The sequence below is a fragment of the Micromonospora inaquosa genome (genome assembly GCF_003857055.1).
GTDB classification, from domain to species: Bacteria; Actinomycetota; Actinomycetes; order Mycobacteriales; family Micromonosporaceae; genus Micromonospora; species Micromonospora inaquosa.
In genome coordinates, this window is sequence record NZ_QGSZ01000355.1 from 1 (window position 1) to 14,753 (window position 14,753).

Here is a 14,753-nt window from a genome sequence, read left to right on the forward strand (position 1 = left end):
TGGGAGGGGTGGGTGGGGTTTAGCGGAGGGCTAGGCGGGCGGCTCGGGCGTCGCGCTTCTCTTCGAAGCGGCTCGCGGCGCGGTCCAGTTCCTCCAACTGGGCGGCGAGCTGCTCGCGGGCGGCTTCGCCGTCGGCGTTGAGGCCGGTCACGTTGAAGACGTCCCACTGGCGCAGCACCGGCTGCAGCACCTCGTCGCGGTGCTGGCGCAGGTCGTAGATGCCGGCCAGGGCGATCGCCACCGACTTGCGGGCGAACCCGTCGATGCCGTTGCCCGGCATCTGGAAGTCGGCCACCACGTCGGCGACGGCGCGCATGGCCTGGCTCGGGGCCAGCTCGAACGCGGCCGCGAGCAGGTTGCGGTAGAAGACCATGTGCAGGTTCTCGTCGGCGGCCACCCGGGCCAGCAGCGCCTCGCAGGCCGGGTCGCCGGTGGCCTTGCCGGTGTTGCGGTGCGAGATCCGGGTGGCCAGCTCCTGGAACGAGACGTACGCCAGGGAGTGCAGCACCTCGTCGCCGTGGGCGTTGGTGTAGCCCTCCGACATGTGCGTCATCCGGGCCCGCTCCAACGCCACCGGGTCGACCGCCCGGGTGACGGTCAGGTAGTCGCGGATCGCGACGCCGTGCCGGCCCTCCTCGGCGGTCCACCGGTGCACCCAGGTGCCCCACGCGCCGTCCCGGCCGAACAGGGTGGCGATCTCGTGGTGGTACGAGGGCAGGTTGTCCTCGGTCAGCAGGTTCACGATCAGCGCGGTGCGGGCCACGTCCGGGATGGTGGAGTCGGTCGGTGACCACGCCTCGCCGCCGAGCGGCCCGTCGAAGGTCCGCCCTTCGCTCCACGGCACGTACTCGTGCGGGAACCACTCCTTGGCGAGCGAGAGGTGCCGGTCCAGGTTGCGCGCGACAACCGGCTCCAACTCGACGAGCAGTGCGGTCTGACTCAGCGTGGTGCTCACGGTCACGAGAAACTCCCTACGGTGGCGTAACTTACGCTACCGTAGGTCCCCGTGGCCGTTAGCGCCAGTGGGGGCACTCAACTGACCGCCGGCTTGAGGTCCACCAGGGGCGGCATCCACTCCTGGGCACCGGCCGTGACCTGCTCACCGGAGCGGATGTCCTTCACCTCGTCCGGCGCTCCCTCGGCACCGGGGAACCAGACGTACGGGATGCCGCGCCGCTCGGCGTAGCGGATCTGCTTGCCGAACTTCGCCGCGCTCGGCGACACCTCGGTCGGCACCCCGCGCCGCCGCAGCGCCTCCGCCACCCGGTTGCTGGCCGTACGCCGCTCCTCACTGGTCACCGCAACGAGCACGGCGGTCGGCACCTCCCGCGACACCGACAGCTCCCCCGCCCCGAAGAGCAACCCGAGCAGCCGGGTCACCCCGATCGAGATCCCCACCCCCGGGTACGAGACAGCGCCGGCGCTGGCCAGGTTGTCGTACCGGCCGCCGGAACAGATCGAGCCGAAACGCTCGTAGCCGCGCAGCTGGGTCTCGTAGACGGTGCCGGTGTAGTAATCCAGGCCACGGGCGATGCGCAGGTCCGCCACGCAGAGGCCGGGCGAGTGCTCGGCTGCGGTCTCCACCACCCGGATCAGTTCCTCGATGCCCTCGTCGAGCAGCGGGTCGCTCACCCCGAGCGCCCGGACGGCGTCGGCGAACGACGCGTCCGGGGCGGAGATCTCGGCCAGTGCCAGGCACGCCTTGGCCTGTGCCTCACTCGCACCGGCGGTCTGGGCGAGCAGCTCGGCCACCTTCGCCGGACCGATCTTGTCGAGCTTGTCCACGGCGCGCAGCGCGGCCTCCGGGTCGGTCAGCCCGACACCCCGGTAGAAACCCTCGCTGACCTTGCGGTTGTTGACCTGGATCGTCACCGGCGGAATCGGCAACGAGCGCAGCGCGTCCCCGATCACCAGCGGCATCTCCGCCTCGTGGTGCGCGGCCAGGGTGTCCCGGTCGACGATGTCGATGTCGGCCTGGACGAACTCCCGGTAGCGGCCCTCCTGCGGCCGCTCACCCCGCCACACCTTCTGGATCTGGTAGCGGCGGAACGGGAAGCTCAGCTTGCCGGCGTTCTCCAGCACGTACCGGGCGAACGGCACGGTCAGGTCGAAGTGCAGCCCGAGCTGGTCGTCACCACCGGAGCCCTCCGCGTCGGCGTGCAGCCGCCGGATCACGTAGACCTCCTTCGAGGTCTCGCCCTTGCGCAGCAGCTGGTCCAGCGGCTCCACGGCGCGGGTCTCCAGCGGCGCGAAGCCGTACAGCTCGAAGGTGGCCCGGATCTTGTCGAGCACGAACTGCTCGATCATCCGCTGACCGGGGGTCCACTCCGGGAAGCCGGAGATGGGCGTGGGCTTGCTCATCGGCGTACTCCTTGCGGTTCCGCGCCCGGTGGCGCGGTGGTGTCGTGGGTCCGCGCGCGGCGCGGACAAAGATCTAGAGGCCCCGGGTGGGAGCGGCCGGCGACGTGCCAGCCACCTCGATGAGGTACGGGTTGCTGGCGCGCTCGCGGCCGATGGTGGTGCTGGGGCCGTGGCCGGGCAGCACGACGGTGTCGTCGGCCAGCGGGAGGATCTTGTCGCGCAGGCTGCTGAGCATTGCTGGCGTGCTCCCGCCCGGCAGGTCGGTGCGGCCGATCGACCCGGCGAAGAGGACGTCACCGGAGAGGCACAGCTCGTCCGCCTCCCAGCTCGACCCGGCGCCCGGCAGCCGGAACAGCACCGACCCGCCGGTATGGCCGGGGGCGTGGTCGACGGCGATCTCCAGGCCGGCGAGCGTGAGGGTGGCGCCGTCGGTCAGCTCCGCCACGTCATCCGGCTCGGTGTAGCTCAGCCGGCCACCGAAGAGCGCTGTCAGGTCGGCCGAGAGGCCCTTGGACGGGTCGGCCAGCATCTCCCAGTCATTGGGGTGCACGTAGGCGGTGATGCCGCGCGCACCGCAGACCGGCGCGACCGAGAAGGTGTGGTCGAGGTGGCCGTGGGTGAGCAGCACGGCGGCCGGATGCAGGCGGTGCTCGGCGAGCAGGGCGTCGAGCTGGTCGAGCACCCCGATGCCGGGGTCGACCACCACGCACTGCTCCCCCGGCGCGGTGGCAACCACGTAGCAGTTGGTGCCGAAGGCGTCCGCGGGAAAGCCGGCCACGAGCACGGGCGCTGTCCTTTCCGTCGAGCAGCTGTCGTCCTGCCCAGCAGCCTATCGGGCGCGCTCAGCGAGTTTGCCGCGTCCGTCCCACCCGCCCCGCGGGGCACAGTGACGACCTCCGATAAGCGCTGCTCGGGACGGGGTGGACCTCGTACACCACATTCCCAGTCACTAGCCGTACACTCTGGCGGGCGTGTGGCGCGGCACACGTGACGCCCGGACGGGCCGGGGCGACCGGCCGCCGGCGACGACCAGGTAGAGGAAAGGGGAGCACGGGTGGCTTCCAGCAGGGACCGGCAGCGCAAACTGGCACGGGCCAAGCTCGACCGGCAGTTGGCTCGCCGGGCTGCCGCTACACGACGCCGACGGCAGATCCAGGCCGGAGTCGGCGCCGCTCTGATCCTCGTGTTGGTCGTGGCCGGCTCGGCCTGGGCGCTCGGGGCGTTCGACTCGGACCCGAAGCAGAACACGGCAGCGCAGGACACCTGCCTCTGGACGCCGCAGGACGCGACGGCCAACACCAACCTCAAGGACGTCGGCACGCCGGCCACCAAGGACCTGCCCACCGACGGCACCCGGGCGATGACGGTGACCACCAACCAGGGCGCACCGATCACCGCTGAGCTGAACCTGACGAACTCCCCGTGCGCGGCGGCGAGCATCGCCCACCTGGCGAGCCGGTCGTTCTACGACAACACCAAGTGCCACGAGATCACCGCCGAGGGCGCGCTGCGCTGTGGCGACCCCAGCGGCACGGGTCTCGGTGGGCCGACCTACTCGTTCTACGACGAGGAGCTCCCGACCGCGCCGTCGGCCAGCCCGGCCCCCGACCAGCCGCCGACGTACCCGAAGGGCACGGTGGCGATGGTCTCCAACCCGCCGGGCAGCAACGGCAGCCAGTTCCTGATCTTCTTCAAGGACTTCACCACCGCCGAGCCGAAGTACCCGGTCATCGGCCGGGTGACCGGCGGGCTGGACGTGGTGGAGAAGATCGGCGCCCTCCCGACCGTGGACAATGGGACCGGGGCGAAGGTCAAGCCCAGCACCGATGTGACGATTCAGAGCCTCACGGTCGGTGAGCCGGTCACCGCTGCGGCACCGGCGCCGTCGGCCTCCGGCACCCCGGCCAGCAGCCCGAGCGCCGGCTGACCGGGCGCCACCACCCACCTAAGCGGCACTCAGCAGCAGACAGCCAGGAGGATCCAGGCGTGACGTCCACCAGAGAGCGGCAGCGCGCGGCGGCACGCGCCCGGCTCGAGAAGGAGATGGCCGAGCGCGCGGCCAAGGCCCGCAAGCGCCGGCAGACGACGGCGATCGTCAGCGCGGGTGCCGCGCTGGTGCTCGTGGTCGCCGGCACCGTCTGGCTGGCGGTGAGCCTCGGCGGCGACGACGACAAGCCGGGCACCACCACCGCGGCGCCCGGCGCGTCCGAGTGCGTGTACAACGCGCTGCCCACCGAGCAGCGGCCCCCGCAGATCAAGGATGTGGGGGTGCCGAGCAACCAGCAGTCCGGCACCGGCGTGCAGACCATGACGATGGACACCAACCTCGGCCCGATCACCGCCAAGATCGACCGGTCGCTGGTGCCGTGCACGGCGGGCAGCTTCACCTACCTCGCGGAGAAGAACTTCTTCGACAACACCAAGTGCCACCGTCTGGTGACCGAGGGCATCAAGGTGTTGCAGTGTGGTGACCCCAGCGCCACCGGCAACGGCTGGCGGGACACCGACGGCCAGGGCGGCCCGAGCTACCGGCTGCCCGAGGAGAACCTGCCCACCGACAAGCGCCCGCCGTACCCGGAGGGTGTCATCGCGATGGCCAACTCGGGCCAGCCGGGCAGCACCGGCAGCCAGTTCTTCATCGTCTACGGCGACTCGCCGCTGGACCCGGCGTACACCGTGCTGGGCACCATCACCGGCGGCCTGGACCTGGTCAAGGATGTGGCCGCGGCCGGCGACGACGGGGCGTTCGCCCAGCAGGCCGGCGGCGGCCACCCGAAGAAGGAGGTCATCATCAAGGACCTCACGATGAGCGCGCCGCAGGGCTGACACCCGCGCAGACGACACAGCGCCCGCCGGCCGAGCCGGCGGGCGCTGTCGTGTCCGGGGTACGGCGTCAGGCGCCGGAGGTGACCCGGTAGGCGTCGAAGACGCCGTCGACCTTGCGGACCGTGGCCAGCAGGTGGCCCAGGTGCTTCGGGTCGGCCATCTCGAAGCTGAACCGGCTCACCGCCACCCGGTCGCGGGTGGTGGTGACGGTGGCGGAGAGGATGTTGACCCGCTCGTCGGAGAGCACCCGGGTGACGTCGGCCAGCAGCTTGTGCCGGTCCAGAGCCTCAACCTGGATGGCGACCAGGAACGTCGAGGCGGAGGTGAGCTTCCAACTCACCTCGACGACCCGCTCGCTCTGCGCGCGCAGGTCCTCGGCGTTGGCGCAGTCGTCGCGGTGCACGCTCACCCCACCGGAGCGGGTGACGAAGCCGAACACCGAGTCCGGTGGGACCGGGGTGCAGCAGCGGGCCAGCTTGATCCAGACGTCGCTGACGCCCCGGACCACCACCCCCGGGTCACTGCTGCTCTGCCGGCTGCGTGGCGGCCGGGTGGCGACGGCGGTCTCGGCGATGTCCTCCGCCGCGCCCTCCTCGCCGCCGTACGCGGCCATCAGCTTCTGCACCACCGACTGCGCGGAGACCTGGCTGTCGCCGACCGCCGCGTAGAGCGAGGCCACGTCGGCCAGGTGCAGGTCGCGGGCGATCGACATCAGCGCGTCGGAGGTGAGCATCCGCTGCAACGGCATGCCCTGCTTGCGCATCGCCTTGACGATCGCGTCCTTGCCGGCCTCGATCGCCTCCTCGCGGCGCTCCTTGTTGAAGTACTGCCGGATCTTCGTCCGGGCGCGCGGGCTCTTGACGAAGCCGAGCCAGTCCTGAGTCGGGCCGGCCGTCTCGGACTTCGACGTGAAGATCTCGATCACGTCGCCGTTGGACAGCGTCGACTCCAGCGGCACCAACTTGCCGTTGACCCGCGCCCCGATGCACTTGTGCCCCACCTCGGTGTGCACCGCGTACGCGAAGTCCACAGGCGTCGACCCGGTCGGCAGCGGGATGACGTCACCCTTCGGGGTGAAGACGTACACCTCCTGGCTGGACAGGTCGAAGCGCAGCGCGTCCAGGAACTCGCTCGGGTCGGCCGCCTCACGCTGCCAGTCGAGCAGCTGCCGCAGCCAGGTCATCTCGTCGATGTGCGCCGGCGGGCCGACGATCTGGGTGCCCTTGTGCTCCTTGTACTTCCAGTGCGCGGCGATGCCGAACTCCGCGGTGCGGTGCATCGCGTACGTGCGGATCTGCATCTCCACCGGCTTGCCGGTGGGCCCGATGACCGTCGTGTGCAACGACTGGTACATGTTGAACTTGGGCATGGCGATGTAGTCCTTGAACCGGCCCGGCACCGGCTGCCAGTTGGCGTGGATCACACCCAGCGCCGCGTAGCAGTCCCGAACCGTGTCGACCAGGATGCGCACGCCGACCAGATCGTAGATGTCGTTGAAGTCGCGACCCCGCACGATCATCTTCTGGTAGATCGAGTAGAGGTGCTTCGGCCGACCGGTCGTCTCCGCCTTGATCTTGGCGGCCTTCAGGTCGGTCTGCACCTTCTGCGTCACCTGCCGCAGCAGCGCCTCGCGCTGCGGCTGGTGCTCCCCGATCAGCCGGTTGATCTCCTCGTAGCGCTTCGGGAAGAGCGTGCCGAAGGACAGATCCTCCAGCTCCCACTTGATCGTGTTCATACCGAGCCGGTGCGCCAGCGGCGCCAGGATCTCCAGCGTCTCCTTGGCCTTCTGCTCCTGCTTGGGGCGGGGCAGGAAGGTCAGGGTACGCATGTTGTGCAGCCGGTCGGCCAGCTTGATCACCAGCACCCGCGGGTCCTTGGCCATGGCCACGACCATCTTGCGGATCGTCTCGGCCTTGGCCGCGTCGCCCAGCTTGACCTTGTCGAGCTTGGTGACACCGTCGACCAGGAGGGCGACCTCGCCACCGAAGTCGGCCCGCATCTGGTCGAGGGTGTACTCGGTGTCCTCGATGGTGTCGTGCAGCAGCGCGGCGACCAGCGTGGTGGTGTCCATCCCCAGGTTGCCGAGGATCGTCGCCACGGCGAGGGGGTGGGTGATGTAGGGGTCACCGGACTTGCGGTACTGCCCGGAGTGCCAGCGGGCGGCCGTGTCGAAGGCGCGCTGGAGCAGCCGGGCGTCCGCCTTGGGGTGGTTGTCCCGGTGGCTCGCGATGAGCGGCTCCAGCACCTCGCTGACCTGAGAGGTCTGCCAGGGCGCGTTGAACCGGGCCAGTCGGGCCCGGACCCGCCGGCCGGTGGGCGCGTTGGACAGGCCGAAGCCGCCGCTGGGCGACACGTCGATGCCGGCGTCGCTCGGGAACGGCACCACGACACCGTCGGCGCCCGGGGACGCCTCGGCGCTCGGCGGGCCGCTGGTCGGACGCACCGGGCTCTCACCGGAAGCCCTGCCGGAGCCGTTGCCGGTGCCCGTCACCCGGGACGGCGCGTCGCCTGTCCGGTCGGTCACCGAGCCGTCAGTGTCGCCTGTCGGGTGCACCGTGCCCTCCGCCGGAGGGACGACATCGTGGGACACCGGCCTCCTCACCGCTCGCCGGAAACACGCCGGCCGAAGATCGGCCGACCTGGTCTCGCCCGCCGGACGGGGTACCGCCGGCGTCAGCAAAGGGCAATGCTACCCGCACGGACGGTCCCCTGCCGCTCCGCCGGACGGTCGGCGCCGGGTCCTTCCGACAGGGCCAGGATCAAACGGTCAGCAGGGTATCGACCGGCTCAAACGGTCAGCAGAGCGTGGACGGGACGCGGCGCCAGTCGCTCACGCCCACCCAGGAAGCCGAGCTCCAGCAGCACGGTGAAGCCGGCGACGGTCCCACCGGCCCGCTCGACCAGGTCCAACGTCGCCTCGGCGGTGCCACCGGTGGCGAGCACGTCATCGACCACCAGCACCCGGTGCCCGGCCGTGAAGGCGTCCTCGTGCACTTCGAGCGTCGCCTCGCCGTACTCCAGCGCGTAGGAGACCGAGTGCGCCGGGCGGGGCAGCTTGCCGGCCTTGCGCACCGGCACCACGCCCACCCCGGTCGCGTACGCGATGGCCGCCGCGACGACGAACCCGCGCGCCTCGATGCCGACGACCGCGTCGAAGGTGTCCCGCCCGTGGTAGGCGACGATCCCGTCGATCACCTCACGGAAGACCTTGCCGTCGGCGAAGAGTGGCATCAGGTCCTTGAACATGACGCCGGGCTTGGGAAAGTCGGGCACGTCCAGCACCCGACTGGCGACCAGTCGGGCGGCCTCCGGGCCACTGTCCCCGCGCGCTGCGGTGCTGTGGGTCTCCGTCACGGCTGTTTCGCTCTCCTTCGACGACGAACGGCGTCCGGCAACAGCATGCCGGACGCCGTTCGGGTGTCTCCTGTCGGGTCAGCGCCGCTTCGCGCCACCCGGCCGGTTACCGCCGCCACCCGGGCGACCGCCCCGGGCACCGGTGGGCCGCTTGCCCGCCGGCCGAGCGCCCACCTTGGGGGCGGCACCGGCCAGCGCGGCGGCGTCCTGGTCGACCGGCTCGTCGGTCGCGGCGGCCTGCGCGGCCGGACTCGCGGCGCCCCTACCGGTGACCTCGCCGCGGGCGGCCCCGCCCCGCCGGGTCAGGACGCGCTTGTTGTGCGCCTGGATCCGCGGGTCGTAGTTCTTCAGCAGCGCCAGCAGCGGGGTGGCCACCAGGATGGAGGTCAGGAACGCCACCGCCATACCGACGAACAGCACCAGACCGAGGTCCTTCAACGTGCCGGCGCCGAGCAGGCCGGCTCCGATGAAGAGCAGACCGCCGACCGGCAGCAGGGCGACCACTGAGGTGTTCAACGACCGCATCAGGCTCTGGTTGATAGCCAGGTTGGCCGCCTCGCCGTACGTCTGGTTGTTGTTGGCGGTGATGCCCCGGGTGTTCTCCTGGACCTTGTCGAAGACCACCACCACGTCGTAGAGCGCGAAGCCCAGGATGGTGAGGAAGCCGATGATCGTCGACGGGGTGACCTCGAAGCCGACCAGCGAGTAGATGCCGGCGGTGAGGATCAGGTTCGTGATCAGCGAGGCGACCGCGGCCACGGCCATCCGCCACTCGAAGCGCAGGATCAGGTAGACCATCACCAGCGCGATGAAGATGATCAGACCGAGCACGGCCCGCTCGGTGACCTGGCTGCCCCACGCCTCACTGACCTGGTTGCTGCTGATCTGGTCGACGTTGATGCCGAGGTCCTCGGCGATCTGGGCCTTGACCGCGGTGGCCTGCTCGGCGTTGAGCTGCGGCGTGCGCAGCTCGTAGGAGTCGCCGCCCGGGCCGCCGACCTTCTGCGTGGTGGCCACCTCGACGCCGGTGTTCTGGGCGGCGAGGGCCGAGTTCACCTCCCGCTCGGCGTCGTCCAGGGTGCCGACGCTGGCCGGCACCTGGAACGAGTTGCCGCCGGCGAACTCGATGCCCAGGCTGAAGCCACGAATCGAGAAGCTGAGGATCGCGATCAGGATCAGGACCCCGGCGACGCCGAACCAGAGCTTGCGCCGGCCGACGATGTTGAGACCGGCCTCGCCGTTGTAGAGGCGGCTCGCCAGACCGTTTTCAGCCATCTCAGGCCTCCTTGGCGCGCGGGTTGCGGGGCTGAGTCGGCTGGTTGCGGGCCGGAAGTGCCCGGCCCAGACCGCTGACCCGCGGGGACAGGAACGCCCGGGTCCGGGCGAACATCGTCATGATCGGGTGCCGGAAGAGGAAGACCACGACCAGGTCCAGCACGGTGGCCAGGCCGAGGGCGAACGCGAAGCCCTTGACCGTGCCGACCGAGACCACGTAGAGCACCACCGCGGAGAGCAGGGTGATCGCGTTGGCCGAAATGATCGTGCGACGGGCACGGATCCAGGCACGTGGCACCGCGCTACGCGGGCTGCGCCCCTCCCGGATCTCGTCCTTCAACCGTTCGAAGTAGATGACGAACGAGTCCGCCGCCACACCGAGCGAGACGATCATGCCGGCGATGCCGGCGAGGGTGAGCGTGAAGCCGATCTGCCGGCCGAGCACCACCAGCGCGCCGAAGACCAGCAGCGCGGAGAGGATCAGGCTCAGGAAGATCACCGAACCGAGCAGGCGGTAGTAGAAGAACGCGTAGATGATGACCAGCAGCATGCCGATACCGGCCGCGAGCAGACCGGCACGCAGGTGGCTGGCGCCCAGCGTGGCGGTGACGTTCTGCGCTTCCTGCTGCTCGAAGGTCACCGGCAGCGCGCCGTAGCGCAGCTGACCGGCAAGGGTGCTGGCGTCCTTCTGGTTGAAGTTGCCGGTGATCTGGGAGTTGCCGGTCAGCACGCCCTGGATCTCCGGGGAGGAGACGATCTTGTTGTCCAGCACGACGGCCACCCGGCACTTGCCGTCCTGGCCCAACGCGGTCGCGTCGCAGGCCTGGCCCTCGTTGTTGAACGCCTCACGGGTCAGCGAGGTCCACTTGCCCTGACCGTCTTTGTTGAAGTCCAGGCTGACCACCCAGGCGTTGGTCTGGTCGAGCACCGCGTCGGCGTCGGACACGTCGGTGCCCAACACCTTGGCCTGGTCGAGCAGGTACTTCGAAGCGCCGTCCTCGCAGGACACCACCTGCTGCTTCGGGTCCGAGATCGACGCCGGTGGGCGCTGGTCGAGCTGCGCGCAGCTGATCGTCGGCACGTTGAACTGCATCTGCGCCGGCAGCACCGCGACCTCCTGCGGAGACAGCGTGCCGAACGGCTTGAGCTTGTCGGCCAGCGACGGGTCGGCGCTCAGGTCGGCCGGGGCCTGCAGCCCGTTGGCGGCCTGCCACGCGGCGGCGCCGACCTTCTGCTCGACGACCTTGCGCTGCTCCTCGACGCTGGCCGGCACCGGCTCGGAGCTGGCGGTCGGCGTGGCGGCGGCGGACGCGGAGGGAGTCGGCGTGGCACTGGGGGACGCCGGGGCCATTCCGCCCTGACCACCGCTGGGTGACGAGGTCACCTTCGGCGAGGCGCTGCCCGTGGGGGTCGGGGTCGCGGCACCGGACGGGGTCGCGCTGCCGGTCGGGGCGGCGCTACCGGACGGGGTCGGCGTGACGGCGGGCGGCGCCTCGGCCACACCGCTGCCGGAGGCGGCCTTGAGCACCTTGCGGAAACGCAGCTCAGCCGCTTCGCCGACGTCGTCGAGGTTACGGTTCTCACCGGGCAGGGAGATGACGATGTTGCGGTTGCCCTCGGTGACCACCTCGGCCTCGGCCACGCCGAACGCGTTGACCCGGCTCTCGATGATCTCGCGGGCCTCCTCGAGGTTCTCCGCCGTCGGGGGCTTGCCGTCGACGCTGTTGGTCGCCTCCAGTGTCACCCGCGTGCCGCCGATGAGGTCCAGGCCGAGCTTGGGCTCGAGCCGATCCTTCCAGCTGCCGCTGGCGCCGGCGAAGAACACCAAAAGATAGAGGACCACGAAGATGAACCCGAGCACGGCGAGCTGCCGCCCGGGGCGCATCTGTCCCTGAGGTGGTGCCACGGCTGTCCTGTCTCCCTGTACGGTCGCGCCGCTGTCGCAGCGGCGGCGGTGTCGGGCCGGGGGTTCCGCCCGACGGGTCTGCCTTGAGCCGACGAGATGCCGACACGAGGACCGGGCGCGCCGGCGCGGAACGCCGACGGTCACGGGAACGTGTCAACGCCCGGCGTCGACCCAACTATCCAGTTTTCACGTCTTGTCCGCTGCCCCGTCGGGATGCGACGACCCGGAAGCCGGGTCGACCGGCCGTACGCCGGACTCGCCGCTCCCGAGGGAGGCGTCAGTCCTTGGCGGTGTCCGCGTCCTCGGTGACCGGCTCGCTCGGCAGCTCCGCGCGGGTGACCACCCGCGCGATGGCCGGGCGGGCGTAGCGGGTCTGCACGCCCGGTGCGACCTCGATCAGGACGGTGTCGTCCTCGATGCCGGTGACCGTGCCGTAGAGCCCACCGATGGTCACGACCTCGTCGCCGGGGCCGAGATTGGACTGCATCGACTCCGCCTCGCGGCGACGCTTCTGCTGGGGCCGGATCATCATGAAGTACATGACGCCGAAGAGCAGGGCGATCATCAGGATCGGCGTGAAACTGCCGGCCCCACCACCCGCTGCTGCCAAATGCACGGTTACTGACCTTCCCATTGGCCGCCTGCCCGGCACCGTGGGTGCCGGAGCGGAGGCGGATTCTCACGTCCTGTAGAGACCGCGGCGAAGTCTAAACCCTGCACCTGGGAACGCCGAATGCGGCACAGATCACGGTCACATCACGGCTGATCGACGTCCAAGGAGAACAAGTCGGGCGCGGGCGGACTATCTGCACCAAATGTACCATTTGGTGGCGTGCGCCCCAGATGCCGCCAGGCGGCCTCGGTCGCCACCCGCCCCCTGGGCGTACGCGCCAACAGCCCAGCTCGCACCAGGAACGGCTCGCAGACCTCCTCGACCGTGTCCGGCTGCTCCCCCACCGCCACAGCCAGGGTGGACAACCCGACCGGGCCACCCCGGAACGAGTCGACCAACGCGGTCAGGACCGCCCGGTCCAGCCGGTCCAGGCCGAGCGCGTCCACGTCGTACACGATCAGGGCGGCGCGGGCGGTGTCGAGATCGACCACCCCGTCCGCCCGGACCTCGGCGTAGTCGCGGACCCGACGCAGCAACCTGTTGGCGATCCGTGGCGTGCCCCGGGACCGGCCGGCGATCTCGGTCGCGCCCTCGGCGGTGATCGGCACCCCCAGGATCCGCGCCGAACGGTGCAGCAGCGTCTCCAGATCCGCCGGGGCGTAGAAGTCGAGATGCGCGACGAAACCGAACCGGTCCCGCATCGGCCCGGTCAACAGACCCGACCGGGTCGTCGCGCCGACCAGGGTGAACGGCTCGACGTCCAACGGGATCGCCGTCGCCCCCGGACCCTTGCCCACCACCACGTCGACCCGGAAGTCCTCCATCGCGCTGTACAGCAGCTCCTCGGCCGGCCGCGCGATCCGATGGATCTCGTCGATGAAGAGCACGTCACCCTCGGCGAGGCTGGTCAGGATCGCCGCCAGATCACCGGAACGCTCGATCGCCGGGCCGCTGGTCACGCGGATACCCGCGCCCAGCTCGGCGGCGACGATGTTGGCCAGGCTCGTCTTACCCAACCCTGGTGGGCCGGAGAGCAGGATGTGATCCGGCGGAGACCCCCGCCGCATGGCGCCCTGCAACAACAGGTCGAGCTGGTCGCGGACCCGGTCCTGGGCGATGAACTCGGCCAGCCGCCTCGGCCGCACCGTGGCCTCCGCGTCCCGGTCGGCGTCGCTGACGTACGCCGAGACGAGCCCCTCGGTCTCGCTCATCGGGTCCGACCCAGCAGTCGGATGGCCTGCTTGAGCAGCACCGGCACCGGCGGGGTCTCGCCCTCGATCGACTCCGCCACAGCGGCCACCGCCTGATCGGCCTGACCGGCCGTCCAGCCGAGCCCCACCAGCGCCTGCCGGACCTGGTCCGGCCAGCTGCCGCGGGTCACGCCGGCGGCCCCGTCGGCGCCGATCGGCACCGGGCCGATCCGGTCGCGCAGCTCCAGCACCAGGCGTTCGGCACCCTTCTTGCCGATCCCGGGCACCCGGGTCAGGGCGGCCGTGTCGGCGTTGGCTATCGCCTTGCGTACCGCGTCCGGGCTGTGCACCGCCAGCACCGCCTGGGCCAGCCGCGGGCCGACCCCACTGGCGGTCTGGAGCAGCTCGAACAGCGACTTGGCGTCGTCGTCGGCGAAGCCGTAGAGGGTCAGCGAATCTTCCCGCACGATCAGGCTGGTGGCGAGCCGGGCGACCTGGCCGACCCGCAGCTCCGCGAGGGTCCCCGGGGCGCAGTGCACGGCGAGCCCGACCCCGCCGACCTCGATCACGGCCTGGTCCGGACCCGTCGCGGTCACCGTGCCGCGCACGCTGGCGATCATCGCGTTCCTCCTCGTCGTGCCCGGTCGGCCGCCGCGGCCAGCTTCGAGCGGGTCCCGCCGCGCCACACGTGGCAGATGGCCAGGGCCAGCGCGTCGGCGGCGTCCGCCGGCTTCGGCGGCTCGGCCAGCCGCAACAGCCGGGTCACCATCGCGGTCATCTGCGCCTTGTCGGCCTGACCGGACCCGGTCACGGCCGCCTTCACCTCGCTCGGGGTGTACGTCTGCACCGGCAGCCCGGCCCGCGCCCCGGCCAGCACGGCGATGCCACTGGCCTGCGCGGTGCCCATCACCGTGCGGACGTTGTGCTGGCTGAACACCCGCTCGACGGCGACACTCTCCGGTTCATGCTTGGCCACCAGTTCGGTCAGCGACCGGTCCAGGTGCAGCAGGCGCAGCGCCAGGTCGTCGGCCGGGTCGGTGTAGACCACGTAGTAGGCGACCAGCGTGCAGGGCCGGCCGGGCACACCCTCGACCACGCCGACCCCACACCGGGTCAACCCCGGGTCCACACCGAGCACGCGCACGCCGCCCCCTCCCCAGCCGTCAGCAGTACGTGTGTTCGACACCCTAACCGGCGCTCTTCCCACCAGCCCCACGGGACACGCCCT

Annotated in this window: 13 protein-coding genes; 2 read left to right on the forward strand and 11 right to left on the reverse strand. The window is 70.7% G+C overall.

What is annotated here, in order from left to right:
* Positions 1–19: 19 nt before the first annotated feature.
* The 3 genes from DLJ59_RS32340 to DLJ59_RS32350 all read right to left on the reverse strand — a co-directional run bounded on the left by DLJ59_RS32340 (position 20) and on the right by DLJ59_RS32350 (position 3,145).
* Complete coding sequence (locus tag DLJ59_RS32340) at positions 20–961, reverse strand: acyl-ACP desaturase (RefSeq protein ID WP_208648907.1); 942 nt, start codon at positions 959–961, stop codon at positions 20–22.
* A gap of 71 nt (positions 962–1,032) precedes the next feature.
* Positions 1,033–2,361 carry a histidine--tRNA ligase gene (gene hisS, locus DLJ59_RS32345; protein WP_124777784.1) on the reverse strand — a complete coding sequence of 443 codons (1,329 nt, stop codon included), beginning with the start codon at positions 2,359–2,361 and terminating at the stop codon, positions 1,033–1,035.
* Positions 2,362–2,434: 73 nt separating this feature from the next.
* Positions 2,435–3,145, reverse strand: coding sequence for an MBL fold metallo-hydrolase (locus DLJ59_RS32350; RefSeq protein WP_124777786.1), 711 nt, complete (start codon positions 3,143–3,145; stop codon positions 2,435–2,437).
* Positions 3,146–3,415: 270 nt separating this feature from the next.
* Here DLJ59_RS32350 and DLJ59_RS32355 point away from each other — a divergent pair, with 270 nt between their 5' ends.
* Positions 3,416–4,288, forward strand: coding sequence for a peptidylprolyl isomerase (locus tag DLJ59_RS32355; RefSeq protein WP_124777788.1), 873 nt, complete (start codon positions 3,416–3,418; stop codon positions 4,286–4,288).
* A 59-nt stretch (positions 4,289–4,347) separates the two neighbouring features.
* Positions 4,348–5,187: a peptidylprolyl isomerase gene (locus DLJ59_RS32360; RefSeq protein ID WP_124777790.1), complete on the forward strand. Its 840-nt coding sequence runs from the start codon at positions 4,348–4,350 to the stop codon at positions 5,185–5,187.
* 67 nt (positions 5,188–5,254) lie between these two features.
* On the opposite strand, the gene DLJ59_RS32365 is transcribed toward DLJ59_RS32360, so the two are convergent.
* The 8 genes from DLJ59_RS32365 to ruvC form a co-directional block, all read right to left on the reverse strand.
* Positions 5,255–7,777: a RelA/SpoT family protein gene (locus DLJ59_RS32365; RefSeq protein ID WP_124777792.1), complete on the reverse strand. Its 2,523-nt coding sequence runs from the start codon at positions 7,775–7,777 to the stop codon at positions 5,255–5,257.
* A gap of 197 nt (positions 7,778–7,974) precedes the next feature.
* Positions 7,975–8,541 (reverse strand): adenine phosphoribosyltransferase, encoded by a 567-nt coding sequence (locus DLJ59_RS32370; protein WP_124777794.1) that lies wholly within the window; start codon positions 8,539–8,541, stop codon positions 7,975–7,977.
* A gap of 78 nt (positions 8,542–8,619) precedes the next feature.
* Entirely contained in the window at positions 8,620–9,816 is a 1,197-nt protein-coding gene (gene secF / locus DLJ59_RS32375; protein ID WP_124777796.1) for a protein translocase subunit SecF, read from the reverse strand.
* Between the two features lies 1 nt (position 9,817).
* Positions 9,818–11,722, reverse strand: coding sequence for a protein translocase subunit SecD (gene secD / locus DLJ59_RS32380; protein WP_208648908.1), 1,905 nt, complete (start codon positions 11,720–11,722; stop codon positions 9,818–9,820).
* 277 nt (positions 11,723–11,999) lie between these two features.
* Positions 12,000–12,356 carry a preprotein translocase subunit YajC gene (gene yajC, locus DLJ59_RS32385; protein WP_124777798.1) on the reverse strand — a complete coding sequence of 119 codons (357 nt, stop codon included), beginning with the start codon at positions 12,354–12,356 and terminating at the stop codon, positions 12,000–12,002.
* 122 nt (positions 12,357–12,478) lie between these two features.
* Entirely contained in the window at positions 12,479–13,546 is a 1,068-nt protein-coding gene (gene ruvB / locus DLJ59_RS32390; protein WP_124777800.1) for a Holliday junction branch migration DNA helicase RuvB, read from the reverse strand.
* Complete coding sequence (gene ruvA / locus DLJ59_RS32395) at positions 13,543–14,145, reverse strand: Holliday junction branch migration protein RuvA (RefSeq protein WP_124777802.1); 603 nt, start codon at positions 14,143–14,145, stop codon at positions 13,543–13,545. The genes ruvB and ruvA overlap by 4 nt, the downstream gene beginning before the upstream one ends.
* The gene (gene ruvC, locus DLJ59_RS32400; RefSeq protein ID WP_124777804.1) at positions 14,142–14,669 is read right to left on the reverse strand and encodes a crossover junction endodeoxyribonuclease RuvC; all 528 of its coding nucleotides are present in this window, start codon (positions 14,667–14,669) and stop codon (positions 14,142–14,144) included. The genes ruvA and ruvC overlap by 4 nt, the downstream gene beginning before the upstream one ends.
* Between the last annotated feature and the right edge of the window lie 84 nt (positions 14,670–14,753).

What these genes read in the sequence shown, in the direction of transcription:
- hisS (WP_124777784.1), bottom strand. Translation starts at nt 2,361, where the DNA reads ATGAGCAAGCCCACGCCCATCTCCGGCTTCCCGGAGTGGACCCCCGGT.
- secF (WP_124777796.1), bottom strand. Translation starts at nt 9,816, where the DNA reads ATGGCTGAAAACGGTCTGGCGAGCCGCCTCTACAACGGCGAGGCCGGT.
- yajC (WP_124777798.1), bottom strand. Translation starts at nt 12,356, where the DNA reads ATGGGAAGGTCAGTAACCGTGCATTTGGCAGCAGCGGGTGGTGGGGCC.
- ruvB (WP_124777800.1), bottom strand. Translation starts at nt 13,546, where the DNA reads ATGAGCGAGACCGAGGGGCTCGTCTCGGCGTACGTCAGCGACGCCGAC.
- ruvA (WP_124777802.1), bottom strand. Translation starts at nt 14,145, where the DNA reads ATGATCGCCAGCGTGCGCGGCACGGTGACCGCGACGGGTCCGGACCAG.